Source organism: Candidatus Seribacter sulfatis, assembly GCF_964187635.1.
Classification (GTDB): domain Bacteria; phylum Verrucomicrobiota; class Verrucomicrobiia; order Opitutales; family Seribacteraceae; genus Seribacter; species Seribacter sulfatis.
In genome coordinates, this window is sequence record NZ_CAXLMO010000098.1 from 20,098 (window position 1) to 34,711 (window position 14,614).

General features: G+C 40.8%; 26 protein-coding genes. All 26 read right to left on the reverse strand.

All coding sequences use genetic code 11. The features are described from left to right. Positions 1 to 32: 32 nt before the first annotated feature. Positions 33 to 608, reverse strand: coding sequence for a 30S ribosomal protein S11 (gene rpsK / locus ACKPQ5_RS09045; protein ID WP_407678782.1), 576 nt, complete (start codon positions 606 to 608; stop codon positions 33 to 35). Between the two features lie 10 nt (positions 609 to 618). After that, positions 619 to 993, reverse strand: coding sequence for a 30S ribosomal protein S13 (gene rpsM / locus ACKPQ5_RS09050; RefSeq protein WP_407678783.1), 375 nt, complete (start codon positions 991 to 993; stop codon positions 619 to 621). A 33-nt stretch (positions 994 to 1,026) separates the two neighbouring features. Then, on the reverse strand, positions 1,027 to 2,583 hold the full coding sequence (secY, locus tag ACKPQ5_RS09055; protein WP_407678784.1) for a preprotein translocase subunit SecY: 1,557 nt from the start codon (positions 2,581 to 2,583) through the stop codon (positions 1,027 to 1,029). Positions 2,584 to 2,604: 21 nt separating this feature from the next. Beyond that, on the reverse strand, positions 2,605 to 3,036 hold the full coding sequence (gene rplO / locus ACKPQ5_RS09060) for a 50S ribosomal protein L15 (RefSeq protein ID WP_407678785.1): 432 nt from the start codon (positions 3,034 to 3,036) through the stop codon (positions 2,605 to 2,607). A gap of 13 nt (positions 3,037 to 3,049) precedes the next feature. Then, positions 3,050 to 3,637 (reverse strand): 30S ribosomal protein S5, encoded by a 588-nt coding sequence (gene rpsE, locus ACKPQ5_RS09065; RefSeq protein WP_407678786.1) that lies wholly within the window; start codon positions 3,635 to 3,637, stop codon positions 3,050 to 3,052. A 6-nt stretch (positions 3,638 to 3,643) separates the two neighbouring features. Then, positions 3,644 to 4,000 (reverse strand): 50S ribosomal protein L18, encoded by a 357-nt coding sequence (gene rplR, locus ACKPQ5_RS09070; RefSeq protein WP_407678787.1) that lies wholly within the window; start codon positions 3,998 to 4,000, stop codon positions 3,644 to 3,646. An 8-nt stretch (positions 4,001 to 4,008) separates the two neighbouring features. Beyond that, positions 4,009 to 4,545, reverse strand: coding sequence for a 50S ribosomal protein L6 (rplF, locus tag ACKPQ5_RS09075; protein WP_407678788.1), 537 nt, complete (start codon positions 4,543 to 4,545; stop codon positions 4,009 to 4,011). A 19-nt stretch (positions 4,546 to 4,564) separates the two neighbouring features. Continuing rightward, positions 4,565 to 4,963 carry a 30S ribosomal protein S8 gene (rpsH, locus tag ACKPQ5_RS09080; RefSeq protein ID WP_407678789.1) on the reverse strand — a complete coding sequence of 133 codons (399 nt, stop codon included), beginning with the start codon at positions 4,961 to 4,963 and terminating at the stop codon, positions 4,565 to 4,567. 24 nt (positions 4,964 to 4,987) lie between these two features. After that, on the reverse strand, positions 4,988 to 5,293 hold the full coding sequence (gene rpsN, locus ACKPQ5_RS09085) for a 30S ribosomal protein S14 (protein WP_407678790.1): 306 nt from the start codon (positions 5,291 to 5,293) through the stop codon (positions 4,988 to 4,990). A gap of 12 nt (positions 5,294 to 5,305) precedes the next feature. Further along, positions 5,306 to 5,881: a 50S ribosomal protein L5 gene (rplE, locus tag ACKPQ5_RS09090; protein WP_407678791.1), complete on the reverse strand. Its 576-nt coding sequence runs from the start codon at positions 5,879 to 5,881 to the stop codon at positions 5,306 to 5,308. 33 nt (positions 5,882 to 5,914) lie between these two features. Then, a complete protein-coding gene (gene rplX / locus ACKPQ5_RS09095) occupies positions 5,915 to 6,151 on the reverse strand; it encodes a 50S ribosomal protein L24 (RefSeq protein WP_407678792.1) in 237 nt (78 codons plus the stop codon). A gap of 3 nt (positions 6,152 to 6,154) precedes the next feature. Then, positions 6,155 to 6,517 (reverse strand): 50S ribosomal protein L14, encoded by a 363-nt coding sequence (rplN, locus tag ACKPQ5_RS09100; RefSeq protein ID WP_407678793.1) that lies wholly within the window; start codon positions 6,515 to 6,517, stop codon positions 6,155 to 6,157. A gap of 7 nt (positions 6,518 to 6,524) precedes the next feature. Then, on the reverse strand, positions 6,525 to 6,797 hold the full coding sequence (gene rpsQ / locus ACKPQ5_RS09105) for a 30S ribosomal protein S17 (RefSeq protein ID WP_407678794.1): 273 nt from the start codon (positions 6,795 to 6,797) through the stop codon (positions 6,525 to 6,527). Between the two features lie 12 nt (positions 6,798 to 6,809). Further along, a complete protein-coding gene (rpmC, locus tag ACKPQ5_RS09110) occupies positions 6,810 to 7,007 on the reverse strand; it encodes a 50S ribosomal protein L29 (protein WP_407678795.1) in 198 nt (65 codons plus the stop codon). A 10-nt stretch (positions 7,008 to 7,017) separates the two neighbouring features. Beyond that, positions 7,018 to 7,440, reverse strand: a complete 423-nt coding sequence (gene rplP, locus ACKPQ5_RS09115) for a 50S ribosomal protein L16 (protein ID WP_407678796.1) — start codon at positions 7,438 to 7,440, stop codon at positions 7,018 to 7,020. Between the two features lie 11 nt (positions 7,441 to 7,451). Next, complete coding sequence (gene rpsC / locus ACKPQ5_RS09120; RefSeq protein WP_407678797.1) at positions 7,452 to 8,087, reverse strand: 30S ribosomal protein S3; 636 nt, start codon at positions 8,085 to 8,087, stop codon at positions 7,452 to 7,454. 5 nt (positions 8,088 to 8,092) lie between these two features. Then, positions 8,093 to 8,428 (reverse strand): 50S ribosomal protein L22, encoded by a 336-nt coding sequence (gene rplV, locus ACKPQ5_RS09125; protein WP_407678798.1) that lies wholly within the window; start codon positions 8,426 to 8,428, stop codon positions 8,093 to 8,095. Between the two features lie 3 nt (positions 8,429 to 8,431). Then, the gene (gene rpsS, locus ACKPQ5_RS09130; RefSeq protein ID WP_407678799.1) at positions 8,432 to 8,701 is read right to left on the reverse strand and encodes a 30S ribosomal protein S19; all 270 of its coding nucleotides are present in this window, start codon (positions 8,699 to 8,701) and stop codon (positions 8,432 to 8,434) included. Between the two features lie 24 nt (positions 8,702 to 8,725). Continuing rightward, positions 8,726 to 9,565, reverse strand: a complete 840-nt coding sequence (gene rplB, locus ACKPQ5_RS09135) for a 50S ribosomal protein L2 (RefSeq protein ID WP_407678800.1) — start codon at positions 9,563 to 9,565, stop codon at positions 8,726 to 8,728. A 12-nt stretch (positions 9,566 to 9,577) separates the two neighbouring features. After that, positions 9,578 to 9,868, reverse strand: coding sequence for a 50S ribosomal protein L23 (gene rplW / locus ACKPQ5_RS09140; RefSeq protein WP_407678801.1), 291 nt, complete (start codon positions 9,866 to 9,868; stop codon positions 9,578 to 9,580). Then, on the reverse strand, positions 9,868 to 10,509 hold the full coding sequence (rplD, locus tag ACKPQ5_RS09145) for a 50S ribosomal protein L4 (protein WP_407678802.1): 642 nt from the start codon (positions 10,507 to 10,509) through the stop codon (positions 9,868 to 9,870). The genes rplW and rplD overlap by 1 nt, the downstream gene beginning before the upstream one ends. Before the next feature lie 13 nt (positions 10,510 to 10,522). Beyond that, positions 10,523 to 11,164 (reverse strand): 50S ribosomal protein L3, encoded by a 642-nt coding sequence (rplC, locus tag ACKPQ5_RS09150; protein ID WP_407678803.1) that lies wholly within the window; start codon positions 11,162 to 11,164, stop codon positions 10,523 to 10,525. 70 nt (positions 11,165 to 11,234) lie between these two features. After that, positions 11,235 to 11,543, reverse strand: coding sequence for a 30S ribosomal protein S10 (gene rpsJ / locus ACKPQ5_RS09155; RefSeq protein WP_407678804.1), 309 nt, complete (start codon positions 11,541 to 11,543; stop codon positions 11,235 to 11,237). A gap of 16 nt (positions 11,544 to 11,559) precedes the next feature. Beyond that, positions 11,560 to 13,716, reverse strand: a complete 2,157-nt coding sequence (gene fusA / locus ACKPQ5_RS09160; protein ID WP_407678805.1) for an elongation factor G — start codon at positions 13,714 to 13,716, stop codon at positions 11,560 to 11,562. A 15-nt stretch (positions 13,717 to 13,731) separates the two neighbouring features. Then, positions 13,732 to 14,205: a 30S ribosomal protein S7 gene (rpsG, locus tag ACKPQ5_RS09165; RefSeq protein WP_407678806.1), complete on the reverse strand. Its 474-nt coding sequence runs from the start codon at positions 14,203 to 14,205 to the stop codon at positions 13,732 to 13,734. A gap of 9 nt (positions 14,206 to 14,214) precedes the next feature. After that, positions 14,215 to 14,589: a 30S ribosomal protein S12 gene (gene rpsL / locus ACKPQ5_RS09170; RefSeq protein WP_407678807.1), complete on the reverse strand. Its 375-nt coding sequence runs from the start codon at positions 14,587 to 14,589 to the stop codon at positions 14,215 to 14,217. Positions 14,590 to 14,614 lie beyond the last annotated feature (25 nt).

Sequence of the window (14,614 nt, forward strand, 5' to 3'; positions counted from 1 at the left end):
AAAATTTTGTTAGATAAAACTGTTAATTAATTTTAAACTCTTCTTCTCTTAGGTGCTCGGCACCCGTTGTGAGGAACAGGAGTAACATCGAGAATAGAAGAAACACTGAATCCAAGACTCTGTAGGGCTCGAATTGCAGAATCACGACCCATACCAGGTCCTTTTACTTTAACTAAAACCTCTTTCATACCATGGGACATTGCTACTTTCCCGGCGTCTTGAGTAACTACTTGTGCAGCATAAGCTGTGGATTTTCTAGACCCACGGAAATTACATTTTCCAGAACTAGACCATGAAATTACATTGCCCTTCATGTCGGTGAAAGAAACTTTAGTATTATTAAAAGTAGCGACTACATAACAAATTCCAGAGGTAATGTTCTTGCTACCTTTGGCCTTTCGAATTTTTACCTGCTCAATATTGGCACCAAGTAAGTCTGCTGCTGTCTCTTCCTTCTTTTCTGTTTTCTCTGCTTTCTCGGGATTATCAGAAGTGTTTGCCTCGGAACTCTTTTCCGCTTTTGGTTCGACAACCTTCTTAACTTGATCAGTTTTGACTACTTCGTCTACAGTTTCAGCTGTTTTATCTTTGTTTTCTTCTTCGCTCATTGTAAAAAAATTATGCTTTTCTAACCACACCTACGGTTTTACGCCCACCTTTTCGAGTACGAGCATTTGTAATAGTTCTTTGTCCTCTAACTGGTAAACCGCGTTGATGCCTCAAACCTCGATAGCAACGAATACTTTGTAAACGTTTAAGATTATTGGTAACCGCGCGGCGTAAATCACCCTCGACCATAATTTTTTGATCAATGATGTAATTACTAATAAGGCTGATCTCTTGTTCGTTAAGTTCCTGGGTTCGACGATCTGGATCGATCCCGGTGACCTCAAGTATCTTTTTAGCACGGGTTGGACCGACGCCATAAATGTATCTCAAAGAAAATTCAATTTTCTTTCTGTTTGGAATATCTACTCCGAGCAATCTAGCCATAATATTATATCTGTTGAGGTTAAATTTTTTTGATCAAGTACTCTTCAATATGAACCCGACGAGTCCTAGTAAGAATAATGCTATTGCGATAAAAATTAAAGGGCGCCATTGCGCTTCAAAGTCTTTCAGTTCAAGGGATTCTATTCCCTGACTGTTGCTCGAAGATCTTCCACGAATTCGGCCCTTTCGCAGGAAGCCATCGTAATGTCTTTGTAGAAGAAATGTTTCTAGTTGGCGCATCGTATCTAACACAACGCCCACAATAATAAGCATACCAGTACCTCCAAAAAAGGTTGCTACATTATAGGAAACATTCGCAGTCTTGAAGATAAAATCCGGGAAGACTGCAATAGCAGTCAAGAATATAGCACCCGCTAATGTCAACCGAGTCATTACGAAATCTAGAAAACGAGCGGTGTGTTCACCTGGACGAACACCAGGGACATATCCACCATTCTTTTTCAGATCATCGGCGATTTGAACGGGTTTAAACATTATAGATACCCAAAAATAACTAAATACGAGAATCAAACCACCATATACAATATAGTAAAACCAACCGCGACTTGCGAAAACATTTGCAAGATCAATTGCCCAATTAGTTTCTGAAGGGGAATCTGCTATTGCAGCTCCTAGCGTACGAAGCAATTGGGCAGGAAACATCAGAATGGCACTTGCAAAAATAACGGGCATTACTCCTGCGTAATTCACCTTAAGCGGAAGGAAAGAACTCTGTCCGCCAAAAACCTTTCGTCCAACCATTCTTTTGGCATACTGGACAGGAATTTTACGCTGAGCTTGTGTAACTGCAATGATACCACCAACAACAACTAGAAAGAGACCCACCATTAGCAGGGCTTTTACGATCACCATATTGTCACCAGCAGGGGCTAGAAATATGAGCGCATATGCATCGGCGAGGGCCTTAGGGAGATCAGATAAAATTCCTACGGTAATTAATAAAGAAATTCCATTTCCAATACCGCGCTGGGTTATCTGTTCCCCTAACCACATCAAAATTAAGGACCCTGTTGTAAGGAAAATAATTGTAGTAATTAAAAATATGGAAGGGGAGGTAGCCACAACAATTGCACCGAGTGGTTTTCCATCCAAACCGATCTCGGCTGGGTTAAAGCCTTGGATAAGACTGCCCGGACTATCTCGTAGTGCTAATGCCAGTAATCCACCCTGTATAAGACAAATTACTATAGTTAGATATCTTGTGTATTGAGATATCTTTTGCCTACCCGGTTCACCCTCCTGCTGAAGTCTTGCTAGTTGTGGGAAAACAGCACCCATCAATTGCATTATGATAGATGCACTGATGTAGGGCATTATTCCTAAGGCAAATAGGGCACCATTAAGTAATGCACCGCCAGTAAACATGTTGTAAAACCCAAGAATATCATTACCTTCAGTCTCACTTCTCGATTGCTCTCTTAGTTCAAAAAACTCCTTGATTGGAGAAGGGTCAACACCAGGCAGAGGAATATTTGCCCCAACACGGGCAATAAAAAGTAGAGCCAAGGTGAAGAAAATCTTCTGCCTTAGTTCAGGGATTTTTAAACAATTTGTAAATGCTGAAAGCATGCTCGCGATAGAAAGTTAAAATTATTCGGATACGGTACCGCCGGCAGCTAAAATTTTATCTTTTGCTGACTTGGATATCTGGTCCACTTTAACGGTAAAGGGTTTATTAACATCACCAGTCCCAAGAAGTTTAACAACAGTAGAATTAGACCTAATCAAACCTGCATTTATCAGGGATTCGAGATCTACCTTGTCCGAAGATAACTTTTCTAATTCATTTAAATTCACTATGGCACAAGGAGATTGGAACCTAGTACGATTAAAACCTCTTTGAGGGAGTTTTCTAAAAAGTGGCATCTGTCCACCTTCAAAGCCAGCTCTTAACGAGTAGCCTGAACGTGCACCTGCACCTTTGTGCCCGCGACCAGAAGTTTTTCCGTGACCATTTCCATGGCCTCTACCTACGCATCTTTTTTTGCGATTTGCTCCAGCTGGAATTTCATTTTCTTTCATGATAATATAAAATTTAGGCAGAAACTTCAGTTGTTTCAGGAACAGCAACTGGTAAAGGTTTGGGAGCTTCCATGTAAGAGGGGCCCGTAACTTCTTCACCTCGAATATTAGAAATTGTTTTGGGTGTTCTAAGCTGTAGCAGTCCATCCATAGTTGCAGAAACTACTGACAATTGATTGTTCGACCCGAGTGACTTAGAAAGAATGTTTTTCACACCTGCAGCTTCAAGAACAGCTCTTACGCCTCCGCCAGCAATAATACCCGTTCCCTGACGTGCTGGTTTTAACAAAACTTTCCCGCCGTCATAAGTTCCTACTATCTGATGCGGTACAGTATCACCATAAACTGCAACATTCTTCATCGCTTTTTTAGCCTTATCAGTTCCCTTGCGAATTGCATCAGGAACCATCTGCGCCTTGCCGTAGCCAAAACCAACTTTTCCGTTTTGGTCGCCTACTACAACAAGGGCAGCAAAACTAAAACGTCGTCCACCTTTAACTACTTTAGCACAACGATTAATGTGAACCACTTTCTCAAAAAGTTCAGGTTCATCCTTGTTTACTTCTGGTAATTTCTTATTTCTTCGATTCGGTTTACTCATGGTAATTTAAAATTTTAATCCTTGTTCGCGTATTGCATCTGCAAACGCTTTTACGCACCCGTGATACTTCCGACCGGAACGGTCAAAGACAATTGATTTGTAGCCCTTTGCTTTAATTTGTTCGCCAACGGCAACGCCAAGCTTTTGAGCTCCTGCCACGTTGGGCAGTAAGTCCTTAAAGTCAGAATGGGTAGTCGCAACACCAAGAACAGTGTGACCTAATTCGTCGTCAATACACTGGGCGTGAATATTTTTGTTTGTAAACCTAACAGCAACGCGAGGTCTTTCGGCTGTACCGTTTACCTTTTTACGTATTCGCCAACGACGTTTCTGAGCTAATTCTTTTTTCTTTGAAAGTTTCATTATTCTAATTAAGCAGATTTTTTACCTTCTTTTCGGCGAACATATTCACCGAGTATTCGAACGCCCTTACCTTTGTAAGGCTCGACGGGATAATAACTTTTGATTTCAGCAGCAACTTGTCCCACTTTCTGTTTATCGGCTCCTTCAACAAGAATTTTTACATTGTCCGAAACTGTTACTGTAACACCTTCGGGGATATCGTGTAAAATTGGGTGCGAGTAACCGAGTTCTAAATCAATTTTTGGACCCTTCACTGTTGCTCGGAAACCTACTCCTTCGATCAGTAAATTTTTACTGTAGGGTTTATTCACACCTTGCACCATATTTGCAATGATAGAACGTACAGTGCCATAATTAGCTTGAGCAGATCGTGAACTGTCAGTTGGTGTGATGACTACTGTGTCTTCACTCTTTGTAATTTGTGCTAGGGGCGAAAACTCCTGAGTGATGTCACCCTTTGGACCCTTCACGCGGACGCTTTGGCCGTCAATTGTTACATCGACACCGGACGGGATTACTACGGGAATTTTTCCTATTCTGCTCATGGGGAATTATAAATAAATGTTACCAAACGCTACAGAGGATTTCACCTCCAAGCTTATTTTTTCTTGCTGTTTTGTCGTCGATGATGCCGTTCGGAGTACTCAAGATAGAGATACCTAATCCACCAAGCACACGGGGTATTTCTCGATACCCGCAATAAGTACGCCTCCCGGGTGTGCTTACTCTATTAATACCCCTTATGGCATGCTGGCCATCAACATACTTAAGTGTGATTTGAATATTCTTGTGACCATTTTCAGCAGATTGTTCATCACAATTTGCTACAAAACCACGTGATTTAAGAATTTTTGCAATTCCTACGCGAAGGTTTGAATGAGGGTAGGAACATGTACTTTTACCAGCACTACCTGCATTTCGTATTACGGTTATAAAATCTCCTATTGTATCGTGAACTGACATAATTTTTAAGAGTTAGATATAGATCTACCAAGAGGCTTTAATTACACCCGGTATTTTGCCTTGAAGAGCAAGCTCACGAAATGAAATTCTAGAGAGTCCAAATTTGCGAATCGTCGCACGGGGACGCCCCGTTAATGTACAACGATTGACTAAACGAACAGGAGAAGAATTTTTAGGTAATTTAGTAAGCTTCGCTTGGGCTTTGTAAAAATCTTCCTCTGAAGTTTCAGGGTTTGATAAAATATTTTTTAGAGCGGTGCGCTTTGCTGCATATTGTGCAACAAGCCTTTCGCGCTTCTTGTTTCTGTGAATTACTGATTTCTTGGCCATAATATAAAATAATTAAGCAGCTTCTTGCTGATTTGATGATTCTGAAGAATTCTTGCGAAAGGGCATCCCGAGTAATTTGAGAAGTTCACTACCATCTGCGTCGTTACTAGCAGAAGTTACAATTGAAATATCTAATCCTGTATTAGTTCGTTGGCGTTCCACATTAATTTCAGGAAAAATGCTATGATCTATTATTCCCAGGGTGTAGTTACCAGAACCATCAAGTTTGGCGGGGACACCACGAAAATCACGAATATTAGGTAACGAGATAGCGATTAAGCGGAGTAGAAAATCCCACATTACATTACCTCTCAACGTGACCTTAATTCCTACTGGCATGCCCTCCCTCAACTTAAAATTAGAAACACTCATTTTGGCACGAATAACGATTGGTGCTTGGCCCGACAACGCAGTCATGTCCTTTCTGAGTTCTTCAATACCATTTTTATCAAGTTCAGCACCAAAGGAACTATTAAGTACTACTTTTTCGATCTTTGGCACTTGATGCACATTCTTCAATCCACAGCTTTTAAGCAAAGCTGGTGCAACTTCGTCTATATAAATTTTTTTTAGTTCAGGTATATTCATGAATCAATAATTCAGTATTAATGCTACAAAGTATTACTTGTTTTTGAGGTCGGTTCTGCGAACATTCGAAAAATGCAAAGAAGCCTCTCTTTCGATAATAGCGCCTTGTGGATTATCCTGAGTTTTTTTCTCGTGTTTTTTGATCATATTTACGCCCTCTACAATTACTCGATTTTTTTCACGAAGCATTTGTAAAATTTTACCTTTGTTGCCTTTATGATCTCCAGATATGACGACAACTTCGTCTCCTTTTTTTAGTTTGTTTGCCATAATTTAAAGTACCTCAGGGGCTAATGAAATTATCTTCATATATTTTTGCCTAAGTTCTCGTGCAACTGGTCCAAAAATTCGAGTTCCCTTGGGAGTTCCGTCATCGTTAACGATTACTACTGCGTTTTCGTCAAAGCGTAAATAGCTACCATCTCTTCTACGAACTGCTGTTTTGGTTCGCACGACAAGAGCACGAACTACCGTTCCTTTTTTAACTGCAGAGTCGGTTGTACATTCCTTGACATGACAAACAATAATATCGCCAATAGATGCAGTTTTTTTGTTCTGACCAATCCGTCTAATCATACGAACTTTCTTGGCACCTGTGTTATCTGCTACTTCTAGCCTACTCAGTAATTGTATCATGGCAAAATTATGCTACGGGGGCTTTTTCTAATATTTCAAGAACACGCCATCTCTTTAACTTACTCATTGGTCTTGTTACTATGATCTTGATCTTATCTCCAACCGAAGAGACGTTTTCTTCATCATGTACATGAACAGTAGTTTTTCGTCGAATCTCCTTTTTATAAAGTGGGTGAGGAGTTTTGTACTCATAAACAACTTTTATGGATTTGTCTCCAGTCTTTGCACGGACGAACCCGATCAATTCTTTACGATTATTTCTAGCTTCTTCTGTGGTCATAAAATTATATGTTTAAGCAGATTGTGCTTTGTTAGCCGAAAGAGTGGTTAAAATTTTGGCCCTATCTCTACGGATGCTTTTGATCAAGTGTGGTTTTTCAACTTGACCGGTCTGCTTCCTGATTTGGAGTTGTAGAAGCTCTTCCCCTAATTCTCGAAACTTCTTGTTAAGTTCTGTAACTGTTAATTCTTTGATTTCTGAGATTTTCATTGTCCAAATATTAGAATGATTGTTGACGCTGAACCAATCGGCATCGAAATGGTAATTTAGCATCGGCTAGACCCAAGGCTTCTCGGGCAAGTGTAAGAGAACAACCTGCAATTTCAAAAAGAACATGACCAGGCTTAACAACTGCGACCCAATGATCTACAGGACCCTTACCTTTACCTTGACGGGTTTCAGCGGGTTTCTTCGTAACTGGCTTGTGAGGAAACACACGAATCCAAACTTTGCCCTTTCTCTTTAAATGACGATTGATCGACACACGAGCAGCTTCAATTTGATTGGATGTCATCCTACCACGGGAAAGAGATTGGATACCAAACTCCCCAAAAGAAACTGTGTTGCCTTTGGAAGCGGTGCCACGGACACGACCCTTGAAAACTTTTCTATACTTAGTACGGGATGGAAGTAATTTTGGCATAACTTACAATATTAGAAAATTTTGTCTTCGTCCTTAAGGCAGATCCAACACTTGATCCCAATTATTCCGTAGACAGTATTAGCTTCAACAAGACCGTAATCAATATTTTCACGAAGCGTGTGAAGTGGAACTCTTCCCTCGCGTGTCTGTTCGGTTCTTGCAATGTCTGCACCACCAAGTCGACCAGCACACTGAATTCGGATGCCTTCAGCACCCATTGACATGGTAGTCTGAACGGCTTTTTTCATAGCACGACGGAATGCAATCCTACGCTCTAGTTGTAATGCAACGTTTTCAGCAACGAGTGAAGCAACGAGATCAGGTTTTTTTATTTCCTGTATCTCTAGACGGATATCCTTGCTGATTGTACGATTTAAGGAGTCTCGTAATGTATCTAACTCCTGGCCTTTCCGTCCTATTACGATACCTGGGCGGGCAGTCCAAATTGTAACTCTAGTGCGTGTAGAAGCTCGTTCGATAACTACTCTAGGAACTGAAGCAAAACGAAGTTTCTTTTTGAGAAACCCACGAATTAAATTATCTTCCTCTAGAAACTTTGAATAATCATGTTTGTTCGCATACCATCGAGCACTCCAATTGCGCCTGACTCCTAAACGAAAACCTATTGGATTTACTTTTTGTCCCATAATAATTAAGCTTCGTCTGTTAAAACAATGTAGAGATGACTCATTCTCTTTTTGTAAGGATGTGATGAACCACGAGCACAAGGTCTAAACCTTTTGAGTGCAGGACCTTCTTCAACAATTGCTTTGCTGATAATTAAATCGTCAGCATTCAAATTAGAATTATTTTCAGCATTTGCCATTGCGGATTTTAAAGTTTTGTCGAGCATACGAGCTGCTTTTCGAGGAATATACTTAAGCAAAGAAACTGCCTCTGTAGCTTTTTTTCCTGGTAAAATACGTGCCACTTCTCGCGCTTTTTTGGGAGAAATTCTCATGTATTTAGAATATGATTTTACTTCCATGATTTACTTCTGAGTGTGGGGATTGTGAGTTTTAAATGTACGAGTGGCAGAAAACTCACCTAGTTTATGGCCTACCATATTTTCAGTAACATAAACTGGTAAAAAGCTTTTGCCATTGTGAACTGTAAAATTGAGTCCGACAAAATCTGGAGTGATTGTCGATCTTCTAGACCAAGTCTTTATGGGTTTACGGTCACCAGCATTTTGTGCAGTAATAACTTTCTTCATCAAGCCTGGCTCTACAAAGAATCCTTTTTTAATTGAACGTGTCATAACAAAATTTCTATGTATAAAATATTACTTAACTCTTCTGCCATTTCGGCGAACAAGAATTTGTGAATTCGAGAGTTTGGATTTTTTTCTTGTCGGAAAGCCTTTAGATAACTGACCCCAAGGTGAACTCGGGTGACCACCTCCTGATGTTCTCCCTTCACCACCACCCATGGGGTGGTCGACAGGATTCATGGCAACACCACGCACTCGGGGGCGACGACCTTTCCAGCGATTACGACCCGCTTTTCCAATAGTCGCCTTTTGGTGACTTGAATTGCCAACCGATCCAATGGTCGCCCTACACACCTCTTTAACAAGACGAATCTCACCACTAGGCATCTTCAAGGAGGCGTGGTTGCCATCAACAGAAATTAAGCGTACCTCACAGCCAGCTGATCTTGCCAATTTTGCTCCAGCTCCTGGCAACATTTCAACACAATGGACTCTAGTACCTAAGGGAATCAAATTTAATGGTAATGCATTGCCGGGTTTAAAATCGACCTTCTCATTTGAGCTTACCAAAACATCACCAACAACAACAGTGGAAGGAGCTAAGATATAGGTTTTTTCGCCGTCTGCATATTCAAGCAAAGCTAAGTGGGCAGTACGATTAGGATCATACTCTAAGGCAATGACTTTTGCCTCATCGTTCAATCGTTGCCTTCTAAAGTCAATTTGACGGTAAAGCCTTTTGTGTCCACCACCACGTCGTCTCGAAGTGATTCGACCGTAAGCATTTCGACCTTTCTTGCGGTGAACACCTTTTGTTAAAGAACGTTCCGGCCTCTTAGTATCGAGATCTACTTTGTTTTTAAGAAAAAATCTACCGGAAGGCGTGACTGGTTTTTGTTGTAGAATTGGCATGGTATTATTCTCCTATGCTAGGTCGATGCTGTCGCCCGACTTTAAGGTTACAATTGCTTTCTTCATACCACTCTTAAAACCAAGCTTGTTACGTCGAGCACGATCTCTTTTAGCTTTGGGTTTAACAACTAAAGAATTTACTTTTAAAACTTTTACACTAAATGTCTTTTCTACTGCATCTTTGACATTGGACTTACTAGCAAAACTAGACACGGAAAACACATATTTGTTAAGATTGGCCGAGAGCATAGTTGCTTTTTCGGTAAGCAATGCTTCTTTTAATATAGTTACTGACTCTTTCATTATTTAGTCTCCTCCTTACCGAATTTAGCTAATAATACATCCAGCCCTTTAAGGCTCATAACTATTTGATCAGTTTGCACAATATCAAGGGGACTTAAATCTTGTGCACGTCCTAATCGTGCAGTTGACAAATTCCTGGCGGCTAGGGCAAACTTGTCCTCGAATGAATCACCAATTGCTAGCACTTTTTTAGAATTTGGTGCGATAGTTCCAATTAAGCTTTTAAAAAGTTTGGTTTTAGGTTCTGCAACTGACCAATCTTCAATTAAATAAATATTCTCGGAATTAGCCTGATCTATTAAAGCCCGCTCCATAGCAAGACGTTTAATTTTCTTGTTCAACTTTTGATTGTAAGATCTTGGTCTTGGTCCAAATGCCACGCCGCCTCCGCGACGTTGAATCGCATTTTTATCTCCTGCACGTCCAACACCTAAACCTTTTTGGCGGTAAATTTTCTTGCCCGAGCCATTAACTTCTGAACGCACTTTGGTCGATGCGTTTCCTTGGCGGTTGTTTGCATGTACTGCAATTATTGCCTGCCTTAAGGCGTCGACGCCTTTTCCTTCTTCGAGAGTAGGGAAACTTTTGATATCAACATCCCCACTAGGAGAGCCATCCGCTTTGAATAATTTAAATTTCATTACAAATAATAGTTTACTTTCTGGACTTCTTTGCCACGCGAAGAGTTAAAATTGAACCCTTGTGCCCAGGTACGCTTCCCTTAATCAAAACTAAATTTTTCTCCGGTAGCACCTTAACAACTTGTAAATTCTGAGTAGTACGACTGACATCACCCATATGACCTGGCATTTTCTTATTCTTGAAGATGCGACCTGGCCACTGACAGAGACCGTAAGAACCACCTCGTCGATGGAACATAGAACCATGAGAAGCAGGACCACCTGCAAAATTCCAGCGCTTTACAACTCCCTGAAAGCCTTTACCCTTAGTTTTCGAAACTACATCCACCATCTTAATTTCTTTGAAGTCCTCGACAGTAATGACATTTCCTTGCTTGAAATCGTGATCATCAGATAAGCGAATTTCTTGAGAAATTTGCTGCGCACTTACATTTGCTTTCTTAGCGTGACCTTTCTTACAAGAATTCGCCTTGTTGGGCGATTTCCCATTTGGGTTGAAGCCAATCTGAATAGCAGAGTAACCATCTTTGTCCCCAGTCTTAACTTGTAAGACAGGGCAAGGACCCGCTTCAATTATCGTTACAGGGACAAGATTATTGTCCGCATCATACACTTGGCTCATGCCAAGTTTTTTTCCTAGTAGTTCAAGTTTCATTCTTTAAGCGGCAGGCGGTTTTAACCATTTGAGACCTGCTTTAAAGGTTTAATTTTATAAAATAACCTATTTATACGTTAATGTTAATTTCCACACCGGCGGGTAAATTGAGTTTTTTGAGTTCGTCCACAGTTTGAACAGTGGGCTCAATTATATCAATGAGTCTTTTGTGAGTTCTTAACTCAAATTGGTCCATTGATTTCTTATCGACATGAGGAGAACGATTTACTGTGTATCTTTCAATACGTGTAGGCATAGGAATTGGTCCAGCAACTCGTGCACCAGTTCTTTTAGCCGTATCAACAATGTCTATGGCTGACTGGTCGATTACACGATAGTCAAAGCCGCGAAGTTTAATGCGTATGCGCTGTCCGTTCATCTATAAATTGAGTATATTATGTTCTTGCAGGTTCCCTGCTTAAAGTTTCGACAATTGATTGCACAAGACTTTGGGGTACTTGCTCAAAATGGGATGGTGTCATGGAATAATCTGCTCTGCCTGAAGAAAGGGATCGCATATCAGTAGAATAACCAAACATGTTTTCAAGGGGTACAAATGCTTGTATGATGCAAGCATTTCCGCGAGATTCCATTCCTTGAATTTGACCGCGCCTACGATTCAAATCACCCATTAGTTCACCTTGATATTCTTCAGGCGTGGATACTTCAACCTGCATGATCGGCTCAAGCAAAATAGGATTGGCATTTTTCATCGCGTCTTTAAATGCAAATATACCAGCCATTTTAAATGCCATTTCAGAGGAATCAACATCATGGAAAGAGCCGTCTACAAGGGTAATTTTGAAATCAATTACTGGATACCCAGCAACTACACCTGAAAGTGCTGCCTCTTTAATACCATCGAAAGTGGGTTTAATAAATTCTTTAGGAATAGATCCACCTACGATCTTATTTTCGAGTTCGACACCCTTACCCTTTTCGAGGGGTTCCATTTTAATAACTGCATGACCATACTGACCACGTCCGCCAGACTGACGAATAAATTTACCATTTCCATCAGAAGGTTTAAGCATGGTTTCGCGATATGCAATTTGAGGCTTACCGGCATTTGCATCTACCTTAAACTCACGAAAAAGACGATCACGAATGATTTCAAGGTGAAGTTCGCCCATACCGGAAATAATCGTTTGTCCAGTTTCTTCGTTAGTGGAAAGTCCGAAAGTAGGATCTTCTTCCGCCAATCGTTGCAATCCAATTCCCATTCTCTCTTGATCGGCTTTGGTAGCTGGTTCGATCGACATGGAAATAACAGGTTCCGGAAAACTGGGTGGCTCCAATCGCAAATCCAAATCCTTGTCCGCAAGAGTATCACCTGTAACAACATCTTTAACACCAATGAGTGCACAAATATCACCTGAATAAGCAACATCAATATCTTCACGGTCGTTTGCCTTCATAACCATAAGTCGAGAAACACGTTCACTTTTACGAGTCCTGGGATTATACAGACTAGAACCTTTTTTTAATGTTCCCTGATATATTCTATAAAATACTAATTTTCCAACATAAGGATCGGACATTAGCTTGAAAGCAAGTCCAGCAACTTTAGCACTGTCGTTGGGAGCAACCTCTACCGCATTTTCATCTGAATCCTCTCCCTTCATTGGGGGAAGGTCAAGGGGACTGGGTAAGTAGTCAACCACAGCATCCATGAGCATTTGAACGCCTTTATTTTTAAATGCACTACCAGGAATAACGCCAATAAATTTCAAGGAGAGTGTGGCTTTTCTGATACCTAACTTAAATTCGGCTTCTGAAATTTCTTCACCATCTAAATATTTATTTGCAATATCATCACTAAAATCAGAAACGGCTTCTAGTAAAGCTTCGCGATACTCGTCAGCTAAATCTTTAAGGTCAGCGGGAATTTCTTCCACTGTAAAGCGAACACCTGATTCATCAGTTTCGTCATAAATATACGCAACCATCTTGACCAAATCAACAAGACCTCGAAAGTTTTCTTCTGCACCAATTGCTAAAAACAATGGATGTGCATTTGCACCCAGCTTGTCTCTCATACTAGTGACAGCAGCTAAGAAATTGGAACCCATACGGTCCATTTTATTAATAAAGCCAAGACGAGGTACATTGTACTTGTCCATTTGCCTCCAAACTGTCTCAGACTGCGGTTGTACACCCTCCACTGAAGTAAATACACCGATTGCACCATCTAAAACTCGTAAGGATCTTTCCACCTCGGCCGTAAAATCTACGTGGCCGGGCGTATCGATTATATTGATGCGATGAGGTATTGTAGCAAAAGGTCCCTCGGAAGTAGTCCATCCACATGAAATTGCGGCGGAAGTAATTGTAATTCCACGCTCACGCTCTTGCTCCATCCAATCTGTGGTTGCACCACCATCGTGAACTTCACCAATTTTGTGAACAACGCCAGAATAAAATAAAACACGCTCAGTACAAGTTGTTTTACCTGCATCGATATGTGCTGCTATCCCAATATTACGGGTATGCTCTAAAAGGGATGGGCGACTTTCAGAGTTCGCTGAAGAAAAATTTTCGTTATTACTCATTGAGAAAAATTATACTTACCAACGTAAGTGAGCAAACGCACGATTTGCTTGTGCCATTTTATGAGTTTCCTCACGCTTTTTTACAACAGATCCAGTGTTATTGTAGGCATCTATTAATTCGTTGGCTAACGAATCTGCCATAGGTGCACCTTTTTTAGCACTGGCAGCTTTTACTACCCAACGAAATGCAAGGCTTTGCTGACGCTCAAAAGGAACTTCGATAGGTACTTGGTAAGTGGCCCCCCCAACTCGTCGACTTTTCACTTCGATCTTGGGGCGAATATTCTCCAGTGCACCCAAAACTAAATCAACAGGATTTCCTTTTTCAAGCTTCTCTGCCATTTTCTCAATCGCACCATAAACTATTCGTTGAGCCACTGTTTTTTTTCCACTCTGCATTACTGCGTTAACGAGGGTACTTACAAGGGGGCTTCCGTGCCTTGGGTCTGGACGGGATGGTCTTTTAACTGCTTTTCGTCTGCGTGACATAATAAACTCCTACTTTCTTGGGCGTTTTACGCCGTATTTAGAACGACTGCGTCGTCTTTTTTCTACACCCTGGCAATCTAGCGTCCCTCTTACAATATGATACCTAACACCATTCAAATCTTTTACACGACCACCTCGAAGCAATACAATACTGTGTTCTTGTAAATTATGACCTTCATCAGGTATGTAAGCAATCACTTCATGTCCTGTTGTTAGTCTAACTTTCGCAACTTTACGTATTGCGGAATTTGGCTTCTTTGGAGTTCTAGTAGTAACCTGAACGCATACACCTCTTCTGAAAGGACATGCTTTAAGTGCGGGTGACTTAGTCTTTGCTTTTTGAGGGCGACGACCTTTTCGAACTAATTGATTTATTGTGGGCATGGAGTAGATTTTTGAGGAAAAGTTG